19 protein-coding genes are annotated in these 23,902 nt (G+C 73.5%); 12 read left to right on the forward strand and 7 right to left on the reverse strand.

Translation table 11 applies throughout. The annotated features are described in order from the left end of the window. Positions 1-32: 32 nt before the first annotated feature. Both ACTMSW_RS15480 and ACTMSW_RS15485 read left to right on the forward strand, forming a co-directional pair. Positions 33-1,586: a fused MFS/spermidine synthase gene (locus ACTMSW_RS15480; protein WP_441181305.1), complete on the forward strand. Its 1,554-nt coding sequence runs from the start codon at positions 33-35 to the stop codon at positions 1,584-1,586. Positions 1,587-1,657: 71 nt separating this feature from the next. Beyond that, on the forward strand, positions 1,658-3,388 hold the full coding sequence (locus ACTMSW_RS15485; protein WP_441181306.1) for a serine/threonine-protein kinase: 1,731 nt from the start codon (positions 1,658-1,660) through the stop codon (positions 3,386-3,388). A 50-nt stretch (positions 3,389-3,438) separates the two neighbouring features. Here ACTMSW_RS15485 and ACTMSW_RS15490 read toward each other — a convergent pair whose 3' ends face one another. The 3 genes from ACTMSW_RS15490 to ACTMSW_RS15500 form a co-directional block, all read right to left on the reverse strand. Further along, a complete protein-coding gene (locus ACTMSW_RS15490) occupies positions 3,439-4,071 on the reverse strand; it encodes a potassium channel family protein (RefSeq protein WP_441181453.1) in 633 nt (210 codons plus the stop codon). Positions 4,072-4,096: 25 nt separating this feature from the next. Further along, a complete protein-coding gene (locus ACTMSW_RS15495) occupies positions 4,097-5,431 on the reverse strand; it encodes a TrkH family potassium uptake protein (RefSeq protein ID WP_441181308.1) in 1,335 nt (444 codons plus the stop codon). Between the two features lie 70 nt (positions 5,432-5,501). Next, positions 5,502-8,102 carry a helix-turn-helix domain-containing protein gene (locus ACTMSW_RS15500; RefSeq protein WP_441181309.1) on the reverse strand — a complete coding sequence of 867 codons (2,601 nt, stop codon included), beginning with the start codon at positions 8,100-8,102 and terminating at the stop codon, positions 5,502-5,504. Positions 8,103-8,363: 261 nt separating this feature from the next. Between ACTMSW_RS15500 and ACTMSW_RS15505 the strand changes: the two genes are divergently transcribed. From ACTMSW_RS15505 to ACTMSW_RS15535, 7 genes are all read left to right on the forward strand, one after another. Next, entirely contained in the window at positions 8,364-9,491 is a 1,128-nt protein-coding gene (locus ACTMSW_RS15505; RefSeq protein WP_441181310.1) for a glycerophosphodiester phosphodiesterase, read from the forward strand. A gap of 388 nt (positions 9,492-9,879) precedes the next feature. Continuing rightward, on the forward strand, positions 9,880-11,082 hold the full coding sequence (locus tag ACTMSW_RS15510; RefSeq protein WP_441181311.1) for a substrate-binding domain-containing protein: 1,203 nt from the start codon (positions 9,880-9,882) through the stop codon (positions 11,080-11,082). A gap of 6 nt (positions 11,083-11,088) precedes the next feature. Continuing rightward, on the forward strand, positions 11,089-11,832 hold the full coding sequence (locus ACTMSW_RS15515) for an ABC transporter ATP-binding protein (RefSeq protein ID WP_441181312.1): 744 nt from the start codon (positions 11,089-11,091) through the stop codon (positions 11,830-11,832). Further along, the gene (locus ACTMSW_RS15520; protein WP_441181313.1) at positions 11,829-12,557 is read left to right on the forward strand and encodes an ABC transporter ATP-binding protein; all 729 of its coding nucleotides are present in this window, start codon (positions 11,829-11,831) and stop codon (positions 12,555-12,557) included. The genes ACTMSW_RS15515 and ACTMSW_RS15520 overlap by 4 nt, the downstream gene beginning before the upstream one ends. Then, a complete protein-coding gene (locus ACTMSW_RS15525) occupies positions 12,558-13,448 on the forward strand; it encodes a branched-chain amino acid ABC transporter permease (RefSeq protein WP_441181314.1) in 891 nt (296 codons plus the stop codon). Then, complete coding sequence (locus tag ACTMSW_RS15530; RefSeq protein WP_441181315.1) at positions 13,445-14,569, forward strand: branched-chain amino acid ABC transporter permease; 1,125 nt, start codon at positions 13,445-13,447, stop codon at positions 14,567-14,569. Before ACTMSW_RS15525 ends, ACTMSW_RS15530 begins: the two co-directional genes overlap by 4 nt. Before the next feature lie 98 nt (positions 14,570-14,667). Next, positions 14,668-15,414 (forward strand): SDR family NAD(P)-dependent oxidoreductase, encoded by a 747-nt coding sequence (locus tag ACTMSW_RS15535; RefSeq protein WP_441181316.1) that lies wholly within the window; start codon positions 14,668-14,670, stop codon positions 15,412-15,414. Between the two features lie 78 nt (positions 15,415-15,492). Here ACTMSW_RS15535 and ACTMSW_RS15540 read toward each other — a convergent pair whose 3' ends face one another. Next, entirely contained in the window at positions 15,493-16,323 is an 831-nt protein-coding gene (locus tag ACTMSW_RS15540; RefSeq protein WP_441181317.1) for a hypothetical protein, read from the reverse strand. A gap of 197 nt (positions 16,324-16,520) precedes the next feature. Between ACTMSW_RS15540 and ACTMSW_RS15545 the strand changes: the two genes are divergently transcribed. Together ACTMSW_RS15545 and ACTMSW_RS15550 are read left to right on the forward strand one after the other, a co-directional pair. After that, a complete protein-coding gene (locus tag ACTMSW_RS15545) occupies positions 16,521-18,668 on the forward strand; it encodes a DEAD/DEAH box helicase (protein ID WP_441181318.1) in 2,148 nt (715 codons plus the stop codon). Positions 18,669-18,811: 143 nt separating this feature from the next. Beyond that, positions 18,812-19,747: a hypothetical protein gene (locus ACTMSW_RS15550; RefSeq protein WP_441181319.1), complete on the forward strand. Its 936-nt coding sequence runs from the start codon at positions 18,812-18,814 to the stop codon at positions 19,745-19,747. Between the two features lie 24 nt (positions 19,748-19,771). Here ACTMSW_RS15550 and ACTMSW_RS15555 read toward each other — a convergent pair whose 3' ends face one another. Next, positions 19,772-20,188, reverse strand: coding sequence for a helix-turn-helix domain-containing protein (locus ACTMSW_RS15555; RefSeq protein ID WP_357035641.1), 417 nt, complete (start codon positions 20,186-20,188; stop codon positions 19,772-19,774). A gap of 163 nt (positions 20,189-20,351) precedes the next feature. Here ACTMSW_RS15555 and ACTMSW_RS15560 point away from each other — a divergent pair, with 163 nt between their 5' ends. Then, on the forward strand, positions 20,352-20,762 hold the full coding sequence (locus ACTMSW_RS15560) for a hypothetical protein (protein WP_441181320.1): 411 nt from the start codon (positions 20,352-20,354) through the stop codon (positions 20,760-20,762). Here ACTMSW_RS15560 and ACTMSW_RS15565 read toward each other — a convergent pair whose 3' ends face one another. Together ACTMSW_RS15565 and ACTMSW_RS15570 are read right to left on the reverse strand one after the other, a co-directional pair. Further along, a complete protein-coding gene (locus tag ACTMSW_RS15565; protein WP_441181321.1) occupies positions 20,763-21,905 on the reverse strand; it encodes a class I SAM-dependent methyltransferase in 1,143 nt (380 codons plus the stop codon). A gap of 180 nt (positions 21,906-22,085) precedes the next feature. Further along, a complete protein-coding gene (locus ACTMSW_RS15570; protein ID WP_441181322.1) occupies positions 22,086-23,777 on the reverse strand; it encodes a DEAD/DEAH box helicase in 1,692 nt (563 codons plus the stop codon). Positions 23,778-23,902: the final 125 nt, after the last annotated feature.

Raw genomic sequence — 23,902 nt, forward strand, 5'->3', positions numbered from 1 at the left:
CGACCGCAGGTTCACTGCGTACCATCGCGCGGGTGAGCTCCCCAACCTCCGACGTCACGGTCCCGCCGGCGGGACACCTTCCGGTCACCTCCCGGGCGCTGCCCAACGGCCTCGCCGCGTTCCTGGTCTTCTTCGCCAGTGGCGCCGTCCTGGTGCTGGAGACCGCCGCGCTGCGGCTGGTCGGCCCGTACGTCGGGGTGACCCTCCAGGTGACCAGTTCGGTCATCGGCATCGCGCTGGCCGCCATCGCGTACGGCGCCTGGTCGGGCGGCTGGCTGGCCGACCGCCGGGATCCGCGCACCCTCATCGCTCCGGCCCTGGTGCTGGCCGGCATCGCCACCGCGGTGACCCTGCCGGTCGTGCGGTACGCGGGTGAGGTGCTGCGCGGTGGCGCGGCCAGCGCCATCCTGCTGCTCGTCGCGCTGGCCGTGTTCGTGCCGGCGATGCTGCTGGCGGCGGTCACCCCGCTGGTGGTCAAGCTCCAGCTCGCCGACCTGCGCCGCACCGGCCAGGTCGTCGGTCGGCTCTCCTCGATCGGCACGCTCGGCGCGGTCACGGCCACCCTGGTCACCGGGTTCGTCCTGGTCGCGGCGCTGCCCAGCACGGTGATCCTGCTCGGTCTGGCGGTGTCCCTCGGGGTCAGCGGGATCGCCCTCGGGGTGTGGCTGCGCCGGCAGGACCACGCCGACCTGCCCGGACCGGCCCGCGCCAAGGCCGCCCTGGCGGTGCTCGGTCTGGTCGGCGCCGGCCTCACCACCGTCGCCCCGACGCCGTGCGACGTGGAGACGGCCTACCACTGCGCCCGGGTCACCACGGACCCGGACCGGAGCAGCGGGCGCACCCTGCTGCTCAACTCGGCGCAGCACTCGTACGTGGACCTGGCCGACCCGACGTACCTGGAGTACGCGTACACGAAGTGGATCGGTGCGGTGGCGGACGTGGCGAGCCCGGCCGGCCGACGGCTGGACGCGCTGCACCTGGGCGGTGGCGGGTTCACCGTGCCCCGGTACCTGACCGCGACCCGGCCCGGCACCGACAACGTGGTGTTCGAGATCGACGGCGGGCTCGTCGAGCTGGGGGAGCGGAAGCTCGGCGTACGCCAGGGGCCCGACCTGCGGGCGGTGGTGGGTGACGCCCGGATGCTGGTCGCGGGGGAGGGCACGGACAGCCGTGACCTCGTGGTGGGTGACGCGTTCGGGCACCTGGTGGTGCCCTGGCACCTCGCCACCCGGGAGATGGCGGCGGAGATCCGCCGGGTGACCCGCCCGGGCGGCGTCTACGTGCAGAACGTCATCGACTACCCGCCGCTGCGCTTCATCCGCAGCGAGCTGGCCACCGTCGCCGCCGAGTTCGGGCACCTCGCGCTGATCGCCCCGCCGTCCGCGCTGGCCGGGGAGGACGGCTCGAACTTCCTCATCGTCGCCTCCGACGCCCCGTTGCCGCTGCCGGCGATCCAGGCCCGCCTGAACCAGGCCGACCCGACGGCGGCCCTGCTGTCCGGGGCGGCTCTGGACAGCTTCGTCGGCGAGGCGCTGGTGCTGACCGACGACTACGCCCCGGTGGACCAGCTGCTCGCCACCGCCTGATCGGGTGACTTCGCTGACCGATTACGACCTTCCAGGTGTAGCCGGGACCGTCCCGGGCAACAACGACTCCCATGGGTGGAGGAGTCCGTGACGGCGCGCAGTTGCTCGGGGAGCGGTACCGGCTGATCGAGCAGCTCGGTGCCGGCGGCATGTCCGTGGTGTGGCGCGGCTACGACGAGGTGCTCGGCCGCCAGGTGGCGGTCAAGGTGCTCGCGTCCCGGCTGGCCAGCGACCGGGCGTTCCGGCACCGGATCCGGGTGGAGGCCCAGGCCGCGGCCCGGCTCTGCCACCCCAACATCACCAACGTGTACGACTACGGCGAGTCGGTGCAGGCCGGGCTGACCGTGCCGTACGTCGTGATGGAGCTGGTCGACGGCGAGTCGCTGACCGGCCGGCTGCGCCGCGGCAAGCTGCCCTGGCGGGAGGCGGTGTCCATCGGCGCGGAGGTCGCCTCGGCACTGGCCACCGCGCACGCGCGCGGCGTCGTGCACCGCGACGTGACCCCGGGCAACGTCATGATCACGGCCACCGGGGTGAAGGTGGTCGACTTCGGCATCTCGGCGCTGGTCGGGGAGAAGGAGAAGGGCCCGGACGGCACACTGCTGGGCACGCCCGCGTACCTCGCCCCGGAGCGGCTCGACAACGGCGACGTCTCGCCGGCCACCGACGTGTACGCCGTGGGCCTGCTGCTCTACCGGATGCTCACCGGCCGGCTGCCGTGGCAGGCCGAGACGACCACGCAGATGCTGCGCGCACACATGTACACCGAACCCGAGCCGATGCCACCGGTGGCCGGACTCCCGGACGAGGTGCGCGACCTGACGTACCGGTGTCTGGCGAAGCGGCCGGCGGACCGGCCGACCACGGCGGAGGTGGCCCGCACGCTCGCCGAGGCGGCCGGCATGATCCCCGCCGTGCCGGTGTCGCCGGCTCCGGTCGGGGGCCATCCGGCAGAGCTGGCGAACGCCGGCACGACGATCCTGCCCTGGTCGGTGGGCACCGATGCGCTTCCCTTCTCCGTCGCCCGGAACCGCCGGTCGGCCGGTCGGCGGCGGCGGGCCGAGGCGCTCGTGGCCGCCGGTGGCCTCGTGGCGGTGACCGCGGCGATGTGGGGAGTGACCTCGGGCAGCTCGGCCAGCGGCGGCGTCGACCAGCCCACCGAGGCGCGGATGGGGCCCGAGAAGAAGGTCTCCTGCCAGGTCGCGTACGCCCTGCGCGCCGACTCCGGGAAGGACTTCGCCGCCGAGGTGGCCCTGACCAACACCGGCGGGACCGAGCTGCGCGACTGGCGGATGAGCTTCACCTTCCCCGGGCAGCAGACGGTGACGAGCGCCGAGCCGGCGAGCGTACGCCAGCAGGGCTCGACGGTGCAGGTGGAGCCCGCGCCGCAGCGGTCCGCGCTGGCGCCGGGAGCCACCGAGAAGGTCACCCTCGCCGGCCGGTACACCGGGGCCAATCCACTGCCGGTGGAGTTCCGCCTCGGCGACGAGGTGTGCGCGGTGCAGGTCTCGGGGGTCGCCGGATCGGTCCCCAGCACCGCGCCGGCGCCGAAGCCCGCGGTGAAGAAGGCGCCGCCGAGGAAGACGACGACCTCGTCCGGGTCGTCCGGCGGTGCCTCGTCCGGGTCGTCCGGCGGTGCCTCGTCCGGGTCGTCCGGCGGTGCCTCGTCCGGGTCGTCCGGCGGTGCCGCGACCGGGTCGTCCAGCAATGCCGGGGGCGGCTCCCGCGACGGTACGACGGCGAAGGGCGGCAAGTCGGAGAACGCCGGCAAGGGCAAGGGTGGTGGTAAGGGAAAAGCGTGAAGCCCGGCAAGGGTGGCCGGGGAGGCGGGGGCAAGAAGAAGTGAAGCGGGTCAGGTCAGGGCGGCGAAGCGCTGCACCTGGTCGATGCTCCCCTCGACGATGAGCACGCTGCCCGGCACGAGAATTCGGTCGTCGGTGGCGTACCGGAAGCGTTCCCCGGGATCCTGCACGCCCACCACCCGCACGCCGTAGCGGTCGACCGGTGCCAGCTCACCGAGCGCGCGCCCGGTCAGGCCCTTCGGTGTGAGCACCTTCGCGATGGCGAAGTCGTCGCCGAACTCGATGAAGTCCAGCATGCGGCTGACGATCAGGTGAGCCACCCGCTCACCGGTCTCGGCCTCCGGGAAGATCACGTTGTGCGCGCCGACCGACGCGAGGATCTTCGCGTGCTTCGCCGAGGTGGCCCGGGCCCAGATCTGCGGCACCCCCAACTCGACCAGGGCGAGGACGCTCAGCACGCTCGCCTCGACCGAGGCGCCGATGGCCACCACCGCCCGTTGGAGGTCCGCCACACCGATCTGGCGCAGGACCCCCTCCTCGGTCGCGTCGGCCTGCACCACCCGGTCCAGCCGGTCCGCCCACTTCTGCACCCGCTCCGCGCTGCGGTCGACGGCCAGCACCTCGTGACCCTGCTGGGCCAGCGAGTTGGCCAAGTGGTTGCCGAACCGTCCCAGGCCCACCACCAGGACACCGCCGGAGTCCGTTCCTCTAGCCGACAATGGGTTGCTCCTCCGGGTATCGGTACAGCGGCCGTCGGGTGTTCAACGCGATCGCGGAGCCGAGGGTCAGCGGTCCGATCCGGCCGATGTACATCAGGGCGGTGAGCAGGTACTGGCCGCCGTCGGAGAGCGACTGGGCGACCCCGACGGATAGGCCGGTGGTGCTGAACGCCGAGGTCGCCTCGAACAGCGCCCGGTCGAACAGGACGCCCTCGGTGAGCACGATCAGGGCGATGGTGCCGCCGGCCACGAACGCGACGCTCAGCAGGGCGACGGTGATCGCCTGCCGCTGACTCGCGGTGGCCACCCGGCGGTTCCCGATCCGCACGTCCGGCTCACCGCGCAGCTCCGCCCAGAGGACGAAGGCGAGCAGGAAGAACGTGGACACCTTGATTCCGCCGGCGGTGCTGGCGCTGCCACCACCGATGAACATCAGGCCGATGAGCAGCGGGACGCTCTCCTCGCTGAGCGATGCGGCGGGCAGCACCGCGAACCCGCCGGTACGGGTGAGCGCGATCTGGGTGAACGACGCCAGGATCTTGCCCCGGACGTCGTACTGGCCGATGGTCCTGACGTTGGTCCACTCGCTGGCGAGCAGCGCGGTGAAGCCGATCACGAGCAGCGCGACGCTGCCCCAGACGGTCAACTTCGTGGCCACGGTCCAGCGGCGGGGCTGCCGCCACTCCCGCACCGCCTCGAACAGGGCGGGGAAGCCGAGGCCGCCGACGACGGCCCCGGCGGCCAGCGGCAGCGAGAACCAGGGATCCCGGGAGAAGGCCAGCAGACCGTCGGTGTAGAGGGTGAAGCCGCCGTTGTTGAAAGCCTGCACGGAGTGGAAGCCGCCGGACCACAGCGCCCGCCACACCGGGTAGTCGTAGGCCAGCCACAGGCGGCCCGCGACGGTCGCCGTCATCACCGCCTCGCACGCCAGGACGGTCATCACGATGCGCAGCAGCAGCCCGCGTATGTCGCCGACCTCGTACTCGGCGGTCTCGGCCTGCACCAGCAGCCGGTTGCGCAGTCCGAGCCGGCGGGACACCGCGAGGACGATCAGCGCGGCGCCGGTGAGGATTCCCAGGCCGCCGATCTGCGTGAGGATGGCGATCAGCACCAGCCCGGGACCGGACCAGTAGTTCGGGGTGTCGTTGACGGTCATGCCCGTGACCGAGACCGCCGACGTGGCGGTGAACAGCGCGGTGGCGAACGGTGTTCGCTCGTGGACGACGGTCGCCGGACGCAGCATCAGCAGCCCGGTGCCGACCAGGATCAGCACCAGGAAGGCGAGCGGCACCAGCCGTACTGGGTGACGAAGGAGCCGGCGCACCAGACAATCTTCCGTTTTCGCTCCGAACCGGGTGCGGAAACGGCGACGACGCCGGGTGCCACCGCCGGCCTCAGCCGGGTCGTGCCCCGCCGTCGGACCGCCCGATCCGGTCCGCGATCCCGGCGGCGAGCGGGGAGCCCATCGCCTGGTAGATGGTCAGCGCCTCGGTCAGCGCCTCGCGCGCCGCCGCCCCGTCCGCGGCGCGCTCCGCCGCGTTCGCCAGCGCGACGAGCGTCCGCGCCCGCAGCGCGGGCACCGACTCCTTCGTCCAGTACCGCAGCGCGCGCCGCAACCGGTCCACCGCCCCGGGCCGGTCCCGGGCCACCTCGATCTCGCCGAGGCTCAGCTCGGTGAGGGCGTACCCCCACTCGTGCCCGCGCTCCCGGAACACCTCCGCCGCCGTGGCCAGGGCCTCCTCCGCCTCGCCCGCCCGTCCGGGATCCGGCGCCAGCGCCTCGCCGAGCGTCCGCAGGCTCTGTGCCGCGCCGACCGCGTCGCCGACCGTGAAGAACAGGCTCGCGGCCCGGCGGGCGGCCCGCCGCGCCTCGGCCGCCTGCCCGTGGGCGAGCAACGCGCCGGCCAGGCCCCGCCAGGCGTACGCCTCGGTGAACGTGTCGCCGCAGGAGCGGGCGACCTCCAGGGCGGCACGGACGGTCCGCACCGCGCCCGCGGTGTCCCCCCGCTGGCGCAGCAGGAAACCCAGGTTGGACAGGGCCATCGCCCGCGTGGTCTGCCGCCCGGTGGCGTCCAGTTCCACCGTCGCGGCACGGAGTTCCCGCTCGGCCTCGTCCAGTCGACCGCTGAGGCTGAGCAGGAATCCGGTGTCCTTGCGGGCCTGCGCCGCCCCGGCGGGGTCGCCGGTCTCCTCGGCGAGGACCCGCGCGGCCCGCAGCGTCGCGATGGCCGTCTCCGGCGCGTCCACCTCCAACTGGCAGCCGCCCAGGCCGCGCAGCATCGCCGCCTCGCCCGCCCGGTCGCCCTCCCTGCGGCAGGCGTCCAGCGCGGCCGTGGTCACCCTCCGCCAGTCCTCGTAGTACGCGCGCAGCTCGTAGAAGTCGACCGCGCAGCCGGCCAGGCAGCGTGCCGTGGCGGCGAGCCCCTCCTCGGCGCAGGACAGCACCAGCGCGGTGAGGGACTCCCGCTCCGCCTCGAACCAGTCGACGGGACGGTCGGTGGCCGCGGCGACCGCGCGGCGATCGCCCAGGGTCGCCGGGTGGGCGGGATCGTCGAGGTGGAACCGCTCGCAGCGCAGACCCGCCGCCGCCTCCCGCGCGAGCGCGAGCCATCCGGTGGCCACCCGGGACAGCGCCGCCCGCCACTGGTCGTCGGTGATCTGCTCGATCCGGCACTCCCGGGCGTACAGCCGGGTGATCTCGTGGAACCGGAAGCGTGGTTGGCCGGCCTGATCCGGTCCGGCCGATTCGAGCAGCCGGGCGTCGAGCAGTTCCTCCAACGCGCCGGTGGTCGGTCCGCCGTCCAGCAACGCCGCGACCGTCCACTCGGGGAAGGTGGCCGTGCGGAGTTCGCCGAGGAGCGCGAAGACCCGCGCGGCGGACGGGCTGAGCCCCTGGTGGGCGAGGCGCAGCTGCGGTCGTACGGCCAGGTCGCCGTGGCGCAGCTCGTCCAGGCGTACCTGCTCGTCGGCGAGCCTCCCGGCCAGGGTGGCGACCGTCCAGTGCGGGCGGGCGGCGAGCCGCGCGGCGGCGATGCGGACGGCCAGCGGCAGCCCGCCGCACAGAGCCACCACCCGCTCGGCGGCCACCGGATCCAGACCGACCCGGTCCACGCCGGCCACCCGGCTCATCAGCTCAACCCCCGCCGCGGCGGGTAGCGGTTTCAGGTCGACGGCGTGCACGCCCGGCAACCCGGTCAGCGGCAGGCGGCTGGCCACCACCATTCCCACGCCGTCGTGCGGCAGGAACGACGCCACGTCCTGGTGGCCGCCGACGTCGTCGACGACCAGCAGGATCCGCTGGCCGTCGAGCCGCGTACGGAGCAGTGCCGCGCGTTCGTCGAGGTCGGCGGGGAGGGCGGAGCCGTCGACCCCGAACGCCCGCAGCAGGCGCGCCATCGCCTCGGCCGGGCCGGGGCTCTCCCCGCCCACGTCGCCGAGCCGGATGAAGAGCTGGCCGTCCGGGAACCGGTCGGCGAAGCGGTGCGCCGCGTGCACGGCCAGGGCCGTCTTCCCGATCCCGGGCGGTCCGGAGACGGCCACCAGGCGCCCCCCGCCCAGCGTGGGGTCGAGCGCGGCGTCGATCGCGGCCAGCTCGGTGGTGCGGTCCACGAAGTCCGGCAGGTCCGCCGGGAGGTGCCGCAGGGGCCGGTGCCTGCCCTCGACCGGGGTCGCGGACGACGGCGGTGTCCCGTCTCCCTCCGGGGGTCGGCCGGGCCCGGCCAGCTCGGTGCGGCCGACGCGGCGCGCCCGGCTGGCCCAGAAGAGGGTGCGCCCGGTCTGGACGAACGTCTCCCGGACCTCGCCGGTCAGCTCCAGGGCGTCGGCGAGACGGTCCACCGAGCGGGGGCGGGGACTGCGGCTGCGGTCGCGCTCCATCTCGCCGACCGACCGTGCGCTGATGCCCGCCCGTTCGGCGAGCGCCTCCTGGGTGAGCCGGAGCCGGAGCCGGTGACGTCGGAGCAGCGTACCGAAGGTGTCGCTCTGGTGATCCGTCATGACCGTCGAGTCAGGCTATCGCACGTCCGGTGGAACGTCCGGTTCAACGTCCTGGTTTCCGGCCGCGTATCGGGATACTCCTGTATCGGTCCCTTGAGGACACGCCGGCGGATCCTCGCGATGAACGTCGTACGGGGGATGGTCATCGGGACGGGTCCGCCGGCACCCGCAAGTGTTCACCCGGTCGCCAGCCCTCGACCAACTGCCGGACAGGGAACGAGGGTCTGCTGTTGTCGATCCCCTCGACGACAGGAGACGGCCTTGCGACGTACCCTTTCCGCGCTCGGCGTGGCCGGCGCGCTGCTGGCGGCGGCGGTCGCCGTGCCGACCGCGGCGGCGGCCCGCGACGACCGGGCCAACGGCGCCGACCGCGACCGCGCCACCCACCGCCCGATCGTCATCGGTCACCGTGGTGCCAGCGGGTACCGGCCGGAGCACACGCTGGAGGCGTACCGGCTGGCGATCCGCCAGGGCGCCGACTACATCGAGCCCGACCTGGTCGCCACCCGTGACGGCGTCCTGGTCGCCCGGCACGAGAACGAGATCAGCGGTACGACCGACGTCGCCGCCCGGTCCGAGTTCGCCGCCCGGAGGACCACGAAGACCATCGACGGGGTGTCCGTCACCGGCTGGTTCACCGAGGACTTCACCCTCGCCGAGCTGAAGACGCTGCGCGCCAAGGAGCGGCTGCCGCAGGTGCGGGTCGCCAACACCGCGTTCGACGGCCGGTTCGAGGTGCCCACCCTGCAGGAGGTCATCGACCTGACCCGGTCCGAGGGTCGGGCGCGCGGACGGGTGATCGGTGTCTACCCGGAGACCAAGCACCCGACGTACTTCGCCTCCATCGGCCTGCCCCTGGAGAAGCCCCTGGTCGAGGTGCTGCGGCGCAACAGGCTGACCCACCGCCACTCGCCGGTGATCATCCAGTCCTTCGAGACGGCGAACCTGCGTGCACTGAACCGCGTCATCGACGTCAAGCTGGCCCAGCTGCTCGACGCGGCCGGCCGCCCGTACGACTTCGCCGTCACCGGTGATACCCGTACCTACGCCGACCTGGCGAAGCCGGCCGGTTTGGCCTGGATCGCCACGTACGCCGACGGCATCGGGGCGAACAAGAACCTGATCGTGCCCCGGGACGCCACCGGCCGGCTGCTCGCCCCGACCACTCTCGTCCGGGACGCGCACGCCGAGCACCTGATCGTCCACGCCTGGACCTTCCGGGCGGAGAACCAGTTCCTGCCGGCCGACTTCCGGATCGGCACCGATCCGGTCGCGCGCGGTGACATCCAGGCCGAGTACGAACTGTTCTACGGCCTCGGCCTGGACGGTGTCTTCACCGACCACCCGGACACCGCCGTCGCCGCCCGCGCGGGCCTGCCCCGCCGCTGACACCTTGCGCCTGATCGGCCCGCCACCCCGGTCCCGGGGTGGCGGGCCGATGCCGTTCCCGCCGCGCGTCGTCCCGCATCGCCGTCGGTGGAACACCATGGGTGTCCACGGGGGTCCGAGACACCCATGGTGTTCCACCCACCACGGGCTTGGCACCTTTCGGGGCGGTCGGGGGGTGGTTCGGGGCGACACACGGTTGAGGTGGCCAGTGGCGACGCCGGCCATCGCCCCCGTACGCCGTCACTGCCCCGCACGAGCCGCTGTAACGGTGAGCCACCCGACTCCCGTTACTTGTGTGTTTCCGCCACATAGCCCGTGGGTGACGTCACTTCTAGCGTGAGCCGACACATGAGTTTCCCCTTCCTCCGAGTCCTCACGTGGAGTCGCAATGACGGTCCGGACGACGCGGCGGGTGTTCCTCTCCGCCGCCACGATGATGGCCGCGGCGGTCGCCGCCACGGCCTGTGGCAGCCCGCAGGAAACCGCCTCCGGCGGCGACGACGCCGCACCGGTCAAGGTTGGCCTGGTGTACTCCCAGTCGGGAGCGCTGGCCAGCTACGGCAAGCAGTACATCGAAGGGTTCAGGGCCGGTCTCGACTTCGCCACCAGGGGCACCACCAAGGTGGGCGAGCGGACCATCGAGCTGACCGAGGTCGACGACGCCGGTGACCCGGCCAAGGCGGTCTCCGCGGCCAAGGACCTCATCGGCAAGGGGCACCGGATCATCGCCGGCTCGACGGCCTCCGGCGTGGCTCTCCAGGTCGCCCCGATCGCCGCCCAGAACAAGGTGCTCTTCATTTCCGGACCGGCCGCCACCGACGGCGTGACCGGTGCCAACAGGTACACGTTCCGCTCCGGCCGGCAGTCGTACCAGGACGTGGTCACCGCGAAGTCGTTCATCGGGGACCCGGCCGGCAAGAAGGTCGTGGTGTTCGCCCAGGACGGTGCCTTCGGCGACGCCAACGAGGCGGCCGTCAAGAACGTCATCGGCGGTGCCGGCGCGACCGTCGCCAGCGTCCGGGCTCCGGCCAGTGCCACCGAGTTCACCCCGTTCGCCAGCCAGATCAAGGCCGCCAAGCCGGACCTGCTCTTCGTGGCGTGGGCCGGCACCACCGCCCCGGCGATGTGGCAGACCCTCGACCAGCAGGGCGTGCTGACGTCCACCACGGTCGTCACCGGCCTGGACATCCGTGCCTCGTGGCCCACCTTCGGCGCCGCCGGCAGCAAGATCTCCTTCCTGTCGCACTACTTCGACGGAGCCAGCGACACCGAGGCCGCCAAGGCCGCCAAGAGCAGGATCCCCGGCGGGACCCTCGACCTGTTCCACCCGGACGGCTTCGCCGCGGCCCAGATGGTCGTCCGCGCGGCCGAGGAGGGCGGCGACGACGTGGACAAGATGATCACCGCCCTGGAGGGCTGGAGCTTCGACGGTGTCAAGGGCAGGATGACCATCCGCAAGGAGGACCACGCCCTGCTCCAGCCGATGTTCCAGGCCACGCTCACCGGAAGCGGACAGGCCTTCACGGCCAGCGCGCAGAAGAGCCTGACCAGCGACGAGACCGCGCCTCCGGCCGTGGCGATGAAGGGCTGACGCGTCATGCTCACCACCCGCGGTCTGACCTGGCGGATCGGTGAGGTCGCCGTCGTCGACAGCGTCCACCTCGACCTGGCGCCCGGGGAGTTCCTCGGCGTGATCGGGCCCAACGGCGCCGGCAAGACCTCACTGTTCAACCTGATCACCGGCCTGCGCCGGGCCACGGAAGGTCGGATCACCCTCGACGGGCGGGACATCAGCGCCCTCCCGCCGCACCGGCGGGCCCGCCTCGGGCTCGGCCGTACCTTCCAGGCGTCCTCGGTCTTCGGCTCGCTCAGCGTGCGGGAGAACGTCCGGCTCGCCGTGCAGGCGTACCGCGGGGGTTCGATGAAGCTGTGGCGGCGGGCGGCGGCCGACCGGGAGGTCGTCGCCGCCGCCGAGGCGGCGCTCGACCGGGTCGGCCTCGCCCACCGGGGTACGGCGCTCGCCGGCACCCTCGCCCACGGCGAGAAGCGCAAGCTGGAGATCGCCCTGCTGCTCGCCGGCGAACCCCGGGTCATGCTGCTCGACGAGCCGATGGCCGGGGTCAGCGCCGAGGACGTGCCCGAACTGGTGCAGGTGATCCGTTCGCTGACCGGTGACAGTGGCCGGTCGGTGCTGATGGTCGAGCACCACATGGACGTGATCCTCGAACTGGCCGACCGGATCGCCGTGATGCACCACGGCGCCCTGCTGGCCTGCGACACCCCGGAGACCGTGATGGCCAACCCGACGGTGCAAGAGGCCTACCTGGGGGAATCGCTATGACCGAGCCGGTACTCGGTGTGGAGGACCTGTCGGTCCGCATCGCCGGGCTGCACATCCTCCAGGGGGTGTCCTTCACGGTCGCGCCGACCGGCGTCACCGTGCTGCTCGGCCGCAACGGCGTCGGCAAGACGACCACGCTGCGGGCGATCGTCGGGCTCACCCCGCGCAACGGCGAGGTGCGCGGGGTCGTCCGGATGGGCACGCAGAGCCTCCTCGCGCGCCCCACCCACCGCCTGGTCCGCGGTGGACTGGGCTACGTGCCCGAGGACCGTTGCGTCTTCGCCGGGCTCACCGTCGCGGAGAACCTGCGGCTGGCCGAGCGGCGGGGCACCACCCCCGCGTACGACCGGGTCTTCGCGCTCTTCCCGGAGCTGGACCGGCGCGGACGGCAACGGGCCGGCTCGCTCTCCGGTGGCCAGCAGCAGATGCTCGCGATCGGCCGGGTGCTGCTGAACGACAACCGGCTGCTGCTGGTCGACGAGCCGACCAAGGGCCTGGCGCCGAAGGTGGTGACCGAGGTGGCCGAGGTGCTGGAACGGGTCGCCGAGTCCGTGCCGGTGCTGCTGGTCGAACAGAACCTGGCGGTGGTACGGCGGCTCGCCCGCGACGCCGTGGTGCTCGCCGCCGGGCAGGTGGCCTGGACCGGGAACGCACAGGAACTGCTGCGGGAGGCCGGATTGACCAGGTCCCTGCTCGGTGTCGGTTCGGCGGAGGTGCACCCCTAGATGGACACGATCGTTCTGCTGACGCTGACCGGGCTCGGCCTGGCGGCGCTCTACTTCCTGGTCGCCTCCGGCCTGTCCCTGGTCTTCGGCCTCGCCGACGTGCTGAACTTCGCGCACGGGCTCTTCCTCGGCGTCGGCGCGTACGCGACGTGGTGGGCGGCGGGCAACCTGCCCGGCGCCGGGTCGGACGGGTTCGGCTTCGTGGTCGCGGTGGCCTTCGGTGTCGCCGCCGGCACGCTGGTCGCGGTGCTCGTCGAGCTGGTGCTGATCCGGCCGCTGTACTCCCGCACGATCGAGCAGGTCCTGGTCACCGTCGGTCTCTCGCTGGCCGGCGTGGCGCTGCTCCAGGCCACCTGGGGCGCCGACGCGCGGACCTTCCCGCGGCCCGAGTGGACCCGCCAGGTCACCCCGGTCCTCGGGGCGAACGTCCCCCACGGCGGCCTGCTGCTCATCATCGCCGCGGTGGTGGTGCTCGGCGCGATCCTCGCGTTCCTCCGGTGGACCCGATACGGCCTGGTGATCCGCGCCGGTGTGGAGAACCGGGAGATGGTGACCGCGCTCGGCATCGACGTGCGCAAGGCGTTCACCCTGGTCTTCGCGATCGGCGGGGCGGCCGCGGCGCTGGCCGGCGCACTCGGCGGCGTCTACTTCGGCACCGTCTCGCCGGGCCAGGGCGGCTCCCTGCTGATCTTCGCCTTCATCGTGGTGGTCATCGGCGGGATGGGTTCGGTCGTCGGTTCCGCGTACGCGGCCGTCGCCGTCGGACTGCTGCAACAGTTCGTCAACTACTACGGCACCTCCGGGCTGGGCGACGTCTGCGTAGTCGGGCTGCTCGCCGTGGTGCTGCTGCTGCGCCCGCAGGGCATCGCCGGAAAGGTGGCAACGGCATGACCGAGGTCAGGAGTCCCGAGGTTCCCGCGCCCCCGGCGGCGGTGCCCTCCGAGGTGACACCCGGGGACCGGCGGGGACTCCTCCGCCCGTTCCTGCCCGTGGTCCCGCTGCTGGTGGCGCTGGCCCTGCCGTACTCGACGTCGGAGCTGCCGGGCATCTTCGAGGGGCCGCTGAACTCGCCGGGCACCCTACAACTGCTCGCCGTCTGCCTGGTCTTCGGCGGGCTGGCCGCCGGCTACGACCTGCTGTTCGGGCGGACCGGCATGCTCTCCTTCGGGCACGCGCTCTATTTCGCCGCCGGGGTGTACGGCACCGACATCCTCGTCACCCGGGCCGGGCTTCCGCTGTGGCAGGCGGCGCTGTTCACCATCACCGGCGGGACGATCCTCGCCGCGCTGCTCGGCGCGGTGGCGCTGCGTACGGTCGGGATCGCCTTCGCCATGGTGACCCTCGCCTTCGCCCAGGTCGGCGCGATCCTGGTGGCCCGCGACTTCGGTGGGCTCACCGGCGGCGAGGAGGGCCTGCCGTTGGACGTGTCCGGGCTGCCGGAGAGGCTGGTCGGCGTCACCAACACCGTCAACCTCTACTGGTTGGCCCTGGCGTACCTGGTCGTGGTGGTCTTCGTGGTGCACCGGGTGTCCGGCTCGCCGACCGGGCGGGTGCTCGCCGGCCTGCGGGACGACGAGCGGCGCATCGGGGTGCTGGGGCTGGACCCGTACCGGTTCAAGCTGGTGGCGTTCACCCTGGCCGGTGGGCTCGCGGCGGCCGGTGGGGTGGTCTACTGCCTGATCGTCGGCGGCGCCTCGCCGCACGTCACGTCCAGCGAGCTGACGCTGTCGCTGCTGGTCATGGTGGTGCTCGGCGGGCCCGGCACCCGTTGGGGTCCGGTCATCGGAGGCATCCTCTACATGTACCTGGACCACCGGCTGGTCGCCTTCGGCACCAGTGACGCGGTGGACGCCCTGCCGGCGTTCCTGAGTCGTCCGCTGTCCCAGCCGCTGTTCGTGCTCGGCACGGTGTTCATCCTGGCCGTGTACTTCTTCCCCGGCGGCCTGGCCAGCCTGGCTCCCCGCCTGGCCCTGCTGCGCAACTCCCTCCGCGCCCGTCCCCGGGAGCGCTGAACCGTTTTGATCATGGGGTTGGCGGGGCGGCACACCGGCGTGTCGCCCCGCTAACGTCCTGATCGACGGGTTGGCGGGTTCGGTGTGAGGGAGCGGCTGTGGGTGCGCGGTTGGCTGTGGTCAGTGGGGGTGGGACCGGGATCGGCGCGGCCGTCGCCGGGGGGCTCGCCGCCGACGGGTTCGACGTGCTGGTCGTGGGGCGGCGGGAGGAGGTGGTCGCCGAGGCGGCGGCACGGCTGTCGGCCGGGTGCGGGCGGGCGGACGCCGTACGCCCCGTCGTCGCGGACCTGGCGGACCCGGATCAGGTGGCGCGGGTCGTCGCGGCGGTCGGTGACCGGCCGGTGGACGCCGTGGTCAACAACGCCGGTGGTTACCTGGGCGGCGACACCGGGACGCTGGCCGGCACCGCCGCGCACTGGAGGGCCAACCTGGACGCCAACGTCCTCACCGCCGTACTCCTCACGGAGGCGTTGCGCCCGGCCCTGCGCCGGCCCGGCGGGCGGGTCATCCTGGTCAGCTCCATCGCGGCCCAGCGCGGAGGTGGCGGCGCGTACTCGGCGGCGAAGGCGGCGCTGCACGGCTGGGCGTACGACCTGGCGACGCAGCTCGGCCCGGAGCAGGTCACGGTCAACGTGGTCAGCCCCGGCTACGTCGCCGACACCGAGTTCTTCGGGGACCGGATGACCCCGGAGGGGCACGCCAAGCGGGTCGCGGCCACCCTGGTGGGCCGGGCCGGCACCCCGGACGACATCGCGGCGGCGGTGCGCTACCTGGCCGGTCCGGACGCCGGCTACGTGACAGGCCAGGTCCTCGGCGTCAACGGGGGCTCGGTCCTGGGCCGTTGACCGGCCGCCGGCACGCGCGTACACGACGGCGTGGCCGCGGTCCCCCGGGCGCCGCGGCTCGTCGCTGTGCGTCGGGCGTCAGCCGTTCAACAACTCGTACGCCGAGGCCGGCGCCGCCTGTGCGTCGGCATCCGCCGGAACGGTGATCTTCGGCGCCGCGCCGAAGTCGAAGTACTTCACGGCATACGTCGCGGCCTTCTTCTTGCCGGCCGCCGGGATCGTGAGGGTGAGCGTGGCCAGGTTGCCGTCCGGCCCGATGGTGGCGGTGAAGGGCACCGCCCTGGCCTTGTCGGCGAGGGCGGCGAGGTCCACGTCCATCGCGTCCTTGATGCCCGGGTCGGCGGTCAGGTCGACGGTGCCGGTGTACGAGCCGTCGGTCTGCTCGGTCACGGCGTCGGCGTTGCGCAGGATGGGGCCGGTGTTGCCCGGGTCGGCGCCCTCGTACCCCGGCACGCCCTCGGGATCCTTGATCTTGCTCTCGTCCAGTTCCATCCACTTCTCCGGCAGCTTGAGCAGAGCCGCCAGCTCCTCGGCGCCGTCGAAGTCGACCTTCATCCAGGAGCGCTCCTCGACGATCCGGAACGACAACTTCATGGTGAAGCCGGCCTCCGCGTCCTTCTCGGTCACGGTCAGCTCGGTGCCCTTGGCGGCCGGGTCGACCAGACCGGACAGGGCCGATCCGGTCTCGTCGGTGCCGCTGAACCGGAACGCCGGGTCCGTCTCGTCCGGCACGGCGGCCAGCAGCTTCTGCTTCGGGTCGGCACTCGGGGACGGGGCGGGGGACGAGGTCGTCGACTTCTCGTCTCTGTCGCTGCCGCACCCGGCGAGCAGAGTGGTGGCCGCCAGCACGGCGGTCGCGCCGAGGGCGACCCGCCGGAGCGGTCCGACGGTGCCGATTCGCTGCGTCATTCGTTGATCTCTCTCTCGAACAGGGCCGATGCGAGGTCGATCCTGGCACGACCCGACAGCCGGACCACTGCCGATGTGCCGCCGTCGGACCGTTGTGTTCCGCCGTGGGCATCGAGCGGGGTGCCAGGAGCGGAAGAATCGCAGATCAGGGACGCTGCGACAGTGGCGGTGTCGTCCGGCGCTGGTAGAAATGCCGGATGGGTGTGGATCGGACGGCGGTACGGGAGCGGGCCGAGGCGGTGCTGCGGCGGTTGGCCGGCGAGCACGCCCGGCTCCGCGAGGACCAGTGGCGGGCGATCGAGGCGCTGGTGGTCGACCGGCGCCGGGTGCTCTGCGTCCAGCGCACCGGCTGGGGCAAGTCCGCGGTCTACTTCGTCGCCACCGCGCTGCTGCGCGACCGCGACGTCGTCGACCGGACGCCCGACACCGGGCCGGTCGGCCCCACGGTGATCGTGTCGCCGCTGCTGGCGCTGATGCGCAACCAGGTCGAGTCGGCCGCGCGGGCGGGCATCCGCGCTCGCACGATCAACTCCGCCAACCTGGACGAGTGGGACGAGATCACCACGGAGATCCACGCCGGTGCGGTGGACGTGCTGCTGATCTCCCCGGAGCGGCTGAACAACCCGGACTTCCGGGACACGGTGCTGCCGAAGCTGGCCGCCACCACCGGTCTGCTGGTGGTCGACGAGGCGCACTGCGTCTCCGACTGGGGGCACGACTTCCGGCCGGACTACCGCCGGCTGCGTACCTTCCTCGGCAACCTGCCGGAGGACACGCCGGTGCTGGCCACGACGGCGACCGCGAACGAGCGGGTCACCCAGGACGTCGCCGAGCAACTGGGCGACGCCCTCGTGCTGCGCGGCAGCCTGGACCGTGAGTCGCTGCGGCTGGGCGTGCTCGACCTGCCGAGCCCGGCGCACCGGCTCGCCTGGCTCGCCGACCACCTCGACGAGCTGCCCGGCTCCGGGATCGTCTACACGCTGACCGTGGCCGCGGCGGGGGAGACCACCGAGTTCCTCCGCTCGCGCGGCTACCCGGTCGCGTCGTACACCGGGCAGGCCGAGGACGCCGACCGCCGGGCGGCCGAGCAGGACCTGCTGGACAACAAGATCAAGGCACTGGTCGCGACGAGCGCGCTGGGGATGGGCTTCGACAAGCCCGACCTCGGCTTCGTGGTGCACCTGGGCGCGCCGCCGTCGCCGATCGCGTACTACCAGCAGGTCGGCCGGGCCGGCCGTGCCGTCGCCCACGCCGAGGTGCTGCTGCTGCCGGGCGTCGAGGACGCGGCGATCTGGCGCTACTTCGCCTCGCTGGCCTTCCCGCCGGAGGAGCAGGTCCGGGCCGTGCTCGCCGCCCTGCGCACCGACCGGCCGCTCTCCACCCAGGCCCTCGAACCGATCGTCGACCTGCGCCGCGCCCGGCTGGAGCTGATGCTCAAGGTCCTCGACGTGGACGGCGCGGTCCGTCGGGTGCGCGGTGGTTGGCTCGCCACCGGCGAGCCGTGGGCCTACGACGAGGCCCGGTTGCGCCGCGTCGCCGCCGCGCGCGCCGCCGAGCAGCAGGCCATGCGGGAGTACGCGACCACGCCCGGCTGCCGGCTGCGCTACCTGCGCGAGTGCCTGGACGACACCGGGGCGGCCGACTGCGGCCGGTGCGACCGCTGCGCCGGCCCGCTCTTCCCGGCCGCGGTGTCCGACGCCGCGTTGACCGCCGCGCAGACCTTCCTGGGTCGGCCGGGTGTCGAGGTCGCACCGAAGAAGCTCTGGCCGACCGGGTTGGACGCGGTCGGCGTACCCCTGAAGGGCCGCATCCCCCCGACGGAGCAGGCGCTGCCCGGGCGGGCGGTGGGCCGCCTGTCCGACCTCGGCTGGGGTGGCCGGCTGCGTACCCTCGTCGGGCCGGACGCGGCGGACGCGGCCGTGCCCGACGACGTGACCGCCGCCGTGGTCGAGGTGCTGAAGGCGTGGGCGCACGGCGACGACCCGTGGCCGCGCCGCCCCGTCGGCGTGGTGGCGGTCGGGTCGCGGCGCCGGCCCCGGCTGGTCGGGTCGCTCGCCGAGCGCATCGCCACGGTCGGGCGGCTGCCGCTGCTCGGCCACGTGACCCCGGTGGGCCCGCCCGGCGCCGGAGGCCCGCGGGGCAACAGCGCCCAGCGGGTACGCGCGCTGCACGGCGCCTTCACCGTGCCCGACGACCTGGCCGAGGCCCTCGGCGGGCTGGCCGGGCCGGTGCTGCTCGTCGACGACCTGGTCGACTCGGGATGGACCATGACGATGGTCGCGCGGGAGCTGCGCCGGGCCGGTGCGCCGGACGTGCTGCCGCTCGCCCTCGCGGTCGCGGGCTGAGTGGGACGCCGGCGTTCGGGCCGGGCGGCCCTTTCCGTCGTCCGGCGGGGCCGGAAAGTTCCCGGCCGGGCCGGACTGCGACGGTCGCCACGCCGCGTCGCCGTCGGGCCGGAGCGCCCCAACCCGCCGGTAGCGTGGACGCCATGACCGACCGGCAGCCCGCTGAGCAGGTCTCCGCCGTGCCGGACCGGAGCACCCTGCGTCTGGCGCTGGTCGTCGGTGGGCTGGTGCTCGCCGTCCTGCTCGGCTTCGGCCTCGGCCGCATCAACGGGGGTCCGTCCGACGCCGTCGGCTCCGCGAGCGTCCTGGCCGACCACAGCCACCCGGCCGGCACGGGCGCTCACGAGCACGGTGCCGACCAGGGAGGGGCGGCCCAGACGCAGGGACTCTCGGCCAGCTCGGCGGGTTACACACTGGTGCCGGCCGGCGTGGAGTTCGCCGCCGGGCGGCCCGGCGAGCTGCGCTTCCAGGTGCGGGACGCCCAGCGCCGGCCGGTCACCCGATTCGCCGTCGTGCACGACAAGCCGATGCACCTCATCGTGGTCCGCCGCGACCTGACCGGCTACCAGCACCTGCACCCGACCATGGCGGCCGACGGCACCTGGTCGGTGCCGCTGACCCTGGCGGAGGCCGGCGTGTGGCGGGCGTACGCGGACTTCACCGCCCTGGCCGACGACGGTCGGCAGACGGCCGCCACCCTCGGGGTGGACCTGGTCGTGCCCGGCGGGTACGCGCCCCGGCCGCTCCCGGCGGCGGCCACCTCCACGACGGTCGACGGGTTCGCCGTCGCCCGCCGGGGCGAGCCGGCGGTCGGCGTGTCGGCGCCGCTGACCTTCCGGTTCACCACGCCCGACGGCGGCGCGGCGGTGCTGGAGCGGCACCTCGGCGCGTACGGGCACCTCGTCGCGCTGCGCGACGGGGACCTGGGTTACCTGCACGTCCACCCCGAGCCGGAGCTGGTGGACGGTGCGCCGACGTTCTGGGTGACCACGCCCGCCCCCGGCCGGTACCGGCTCTACCTGGACTTCAAGGTCGGTGGGGTGGTGCGGACCGCCGAGTTCACCGTCGACGTGCCCTGACCGGGACGGACCCCACCGGGCGGCTCAGCCCACGCGACGGATCGGCCGGCGGGCCAGGTAGCGCAGCAGGTCACGGATGTGATGCTTCTCCTCGGCGGGCACGGTCGGGTCGGCGAGCCGTTGCAGGATCACCCGGACGTCGGCCTCGACCGGGCCGTCGTCGGCGCGGCGACGTGGCGCAGGACCGGCGTCGGGCAGACCGAGCGCGCGGAACGCGGCCGCGACCGGCAGGTCCAGCGCGGCGCAGAAGCCGCGCACCTTGGCGAGTTCCGGGTAGTCCTGCCAGTCGCCGGCGAGCCAGCGGAACACGGTGGAGCGACCGACCCCGGTGTGGGACGCCAGGTCAGTGACCGTCCAGCCGCGCTCCTCGCGGGCGTCATCGATCGCGCGGCGCACGAAGCGGGCGAACGCCACCTGCGGCGATACCTCTGACGAAGCCATTCCAGCGGGTCGTCCCTCCCGACCGGCACCCGGTGGTGCGCATGTCGAGGGTAGTACGGGGCACCACGTGGGTAATTGACTGATCGACCAGATCGTCCCGTTCGCGGGACGGCGCAACGGATCAATGCCGCGAAGCGGTACGGGAACCCTGACGAGGAGCAGCATGGCCGCCCCCGACCGTCCGATGCCGCACCGCCCGGGTGCGGTGAGTCTCTTCTTCGTGGCGAAGGCCGGCGTCTTCGCCGCGGGCTTCTGGATCTGGCTGCTGGTCCTGGCGATCCGCGGCGACGGGGCCACCGGCCTGCACCTGCTGGCCGCCACCGGCGCGATCACCACCACGCTCGTCGCCGTGGTGCTCGGTGCGCGGATGGCCCTGCAACGCAACGCGGCCGAGCGGCACGCCGAGTTCAAGCGGATGCTCGTGGACATCTCCTGGAACGCCTTCGCCGCCGCCGGTGACGCGGAGAGCACCGGAAAGGTGGTGCCGTTCCCGTCCGCGCCGTCGGACTCCGAGCGGTCGCTGAGCGGACTCAGCGGCGAGCGCACCCGGAACAACGGCGATCGGCGCCGCTGATCAGGCGGTCAGCAGCGCCTGCAGGCGCGGGTTGACGTGCCACTGGTCGACCAGGTCCGCGTACTCCGACCGCTGCGCGGGCGTCGGCTCCGCGCCGGTGCGTCGGGCCCGGATCAGCAGGTTGCGCGGCGTGTGCCGCGAGTCGACGAACTCGACCACCTCGGCCCGGTAGCCGTGCAGCCGGAGCTGCCCGGCCCGCAGCGCGTCGGTGAGGACGTCCGCGAAGCGCTCCCGCAGGATGCCCTGCCGGGTCAGCAGCTCGTACGGCGCCGGGGCCGGTCGGGCCCGGAGCTGGGCCGCGACGTCGTGGTGGCAGCACGGTGCGGCCAGCACCCAGCGCGCCTGCCAGCGCACCGCCCGGGCCAGGGCCTCGTCGGTGGCCGTGTCGCAGGCGTGCAGCGCCAGCACCAGGTCGGGGGCGGGCTCGACGACCGCCTCGGCGATCGTGCCGGCCACGAAGCGCACCCGGTCGCCCCAGCCGAGGTGTTCGGCCAGCTCGGTGTTGCGCTGCCGCTGGTCCTCCCGGACGTCCACACCGACCAGCTCGACGTCGAGCCCACGCTGCGCCAGCCACCGGTACGCGGCGAACGTCAGGTACGCGTTCCCGCAGCCCAGATCCACCACCCGTAGCGGGCCGGTCAGCTCCTCGGGGAGGGTGGCCGCGAGCGCGCGCAGGAACGCGTCGACCTGCCGCCGTTTCGCCGCCGACCCGCCGATCTCGGCGAAGATCGGGTCGCCGGGATCGAGCAGCCAGTCCTTGGCGCGGTCGTGCCCGGTGGGCTCCGGCGCGGGACGGCTCACGGCGGCGCGGTGCACCTGCGCCTCGCCGGACTTGGTGACCCGGAGCTGGAGGGTGGCGTCGGCGGTCTCCACGTGCCAGTTGCCGAACGGCTCGGCCAGCAGCGCGTCCACGGCGGCGCCCGCGTCAGGGCCGGGTGCGACGTTGCGGGTGTACGGCCGGGCGCCGTCGGAGGTGGAAATTTGCAACCGGGGGCCGGCCTTGAGGGTGACCGGTCGCAGTTCGGCCCGGACCACCGAGGGACGCTGTCCCCGCCGTCGCCCCGCACCCACCGCCCGCGTCAGCGCGGGATCGAGCAGCAACGCCCGCACCTCGGCCAGCGCACCCTCCAACGATTCCGGCACCGCTCCACCCTCCTGCTGGTCCACGCACCCGCCACGGCGAGCCGCGTGGTCGTCCGTGCGCGACGACGTGTCCCGCCGAACGCGCTACGGCTCGTCCGGTCGGTCGTTCAGTGACAGCCCCGTTCGCGACGAACGTCCCCCGCCCCGGGACCGGGGCGGGGGACGTTCGGAACAGGTCGGTCAGTCGACGGTGGTCGCCTCGGCCGGCGTACCGGCGGCGGAGCCACCGCCACCACGACGGCGCCGGCGGCGGCGGGGCTTCGTGGCCTCGCCCTCGACGGCGGTCGGGGCGCCGCCGGCCTCGGCCGTGATCACCGCGGTCGGCTCGCCGGCGACCGTCTCGCCGGCCCGACGGCGTCGGCGGTGGCGCGGGGTACGTGCCCCCTCCTCGCCCTCGGCGACGGAGGGAGTCTCGGCGGCGTCCGGCCCGGTGGCGGGGCTGTCGGTGTCCCGGCCCCGGCGGCGCTCACGCCCCCGGGTGTCGCCGCGACCGTCACGAGCGTCGCGACCGTCACCGCGCCGGGCGCTGCCACGGCTCTCGCCGCGCCGCGACCGTCCACCCAGGTCCTCCTCGACCTCGGCGGCGAGGCCGGCGCGGGTGCGCTCGGCGGTCGGCAGGGTGCCGGAGATCTCGGTGGAGATGCCGAGGTCGCTGTAGAGGTGCGCGGACGTGTGGTACGTCTCCGGAGGCTCCGGCATGTCCAGGCCGAGCGTCTTGTCGATGATCCGCCAGCGGGGCATGTCGTCCCAGTCGACGAAGGTCACCGCGACGCCGGTCGCCCCGGCCCGGCCGGTACGACCGATCCGGTGGGTGTAGGTGTCCTGGTCCTCGGGGCAGTCGTAGTTGATGACGTGGGTGACGCCGGTGACGTCGATGCCCCGGGCGGCCACGTCGGTGGCGACCAGTGTGTCGATCTTGCCGGCCCGGAACGCGCGCAGTGCCCGCTCCCGTGCGCCCTGGCCGAGGTCACCGTGGACGGCGGCGACCGCGAAGCCGCGGAAGTCGAGGTCCTCGGCGACCCGGTCGGCGGCCCGCTTGGTGCGGGTGAAGATCATGGTCAGCCCGCGACCCTCGGCCTGGAGGATCCGCGCCACGATCTCGACCTTGTTCATCGAGTGGGTGCGGTACGCGAGCTGCTCGGTCTGCGGGGACGGGCCGGTCTCGGCGGTGTGCCCGGCGTGGATGGTCACCGGACGGCGCAGGAAGCGCCGCGACAGCGTGACGATCGGGTCCGGCATGGTGGCCGAGAAGAGCATCGTCTGCCGGTCCTCCGGCAGCATCGCCAGGATCTTCTCGACGTCGTCGAGGAAGCCCAGGTCGAGCATGCGGTCGGCCTCGTCGAGGACCAGCGCGCGGACCCGGTCCAGACGCAGGTGCTTCTGCTTCTGCAGGTCCATCAGGCGGCCCGGGGTGCCGACCAGGATCTCCACGCCCTTGCGCAGGGCGTCGATCTGCGGCTCGTACGCCACGCCGCCGTAGATCGGCAGCACGCGCACGCCGCGGGTGCGGCCGGCGGCCTGGAGGTCCTTCGCGACCTGGATGCCCAGCTCGCGGGTCGGGACCACGACGAGCGCCTGCGGGACGCCGTCGCCGCCCTCGGCGGGCGCGAACACGCGCTCCAACAGCGGCACGCCGAAGCCCAGCGTCTTGCCGGTGCCGGTCGGCGCCTGCCCGATCAGGTCGGTGCCGCGCATCGCGATCGGCAGCGCGTACTCCTGGATGGCGAAGGCGCGGGTGATGCCGGCCGCGGCCAGCGCGTCGACGGTCTCCTGACGCGCGCCCAGCTCGGCGAAGGTAGGTGCCTCCGGTCGTACCGGAGCGGTGGGGGCCAGTTCCTGGCCGTCCATGAGATCTTGAGTCAGTTCGCTCATGTGGATTTGGGGGTGCCCTCTCGTGGGTGCGCCCCGTTGAGTCCTCAGGGCGCTGTTCGGCTATGGCGCGGGCCACACGGTCGGGCGGCAGACTGCCGAGCCGGACCGGGCCGCACGCGCGCCGT

Origin of the sequence: Micromonospora sp. BQ11 (genome assembly GCF_052068135.1) — a bacterium.
Lineage (GTDB): Bacteria > Actinomycetota > Actinomycetes > Mycobacteriales > Micromonosporaceae > Micromonospora.

Coding starts and splice junctions, on each gene's coding strand:
- ACTMSW_RS15545 (WP_441181318.1), top strand. CDS start 16,521: ATGGGTGTGGATCGGACGGCGGTACGGGAGCGGGCCGAGGCGGTGCTG.
- ACTMSW_RS15530 (WP_441181315.1), top strand. CDS start 13,445: ATGACCGAGGTCAGGAGTCCCGAGGTTCCCGCGCCCCCGGCGGCGGTG.
- ACTMSW_RS15520 (WP_441181313.1), top strand. CDS start 11,829: ATGACCGAGCCGGTACTCGGTGTGGAGGACCTGTCGGTCCGCATCGCC.
- ACTMSW_RS15485 (WP_441181306.1), top strand. CDS start 1,658: ATGGGTGGAGGAGTCCGTGACGGCGCGCAGTTGCTCGGGGAGCGGTAC.
- ACTMSW_RS15555 (WP_357035641.1), bottom strand. CDS start 20,188: ATGGCTTCGTCAGAGGTATCGCCGCAGGTGGCGTTCGCCCGCTTCGTG.
- ACTMSW_RS15570 (WP_441181322.1), bottom strand. CDS start 23,777: ATGAGCGAACTGACTCAAGATCTCATGGACGGCCAGGAACTGGCCCCC.
- ACTMSW_RS15515 (WP_441181312.1), top strand. CDS start 11,089: ATGCTCACCACCCGCGGTCTGACCTGGCGGATCGGTGAGGTCGCCGTC.
- ACTMSW_RS15500 (WP_441181309.1), bottom strand. CDS start 8,102: ATGACGGATCACCAGAGCGACACCTTCGGTACGCTGCTCCGACGTCAC.
- ACTMSW_RS15510 (WP_441181311.1), top strand. CDS start 9,880: ATGACGGTCCGGACGACGCGGCGGGTGTTCCTCTCCGCCGCCACGATG.
- ACTMSW_RS15525 (WP_441181314.1), top strand. CDS start 12,558: ATGGACACGATCGTTCTGCTGACGCTGACCGGGCTCGGCCTGGCGGCG.
- ACTMSW_RS15540 (WP_441181317.1), bottom strand. CDS start 16,323: ATGACGCAGCGAATCGGCACCGTCGGACCGCTCCGGCGGGTCGCCCTC.
- ACTMSW_RS15560 (WP_441181320.1), top strand. CDS start 20,352: ATGGCCGCCCCCGACCGTCCGATGCCGCACCGCCCGGGTGCGGTGAGT.
- ACTMSW_RS15550 (WP_441181319.1), top strand. CDS start 18,812: ATGACCGACCGGCAGCCCGCTGAGCAGGTCTCCGCCGTGCCGGACCGG.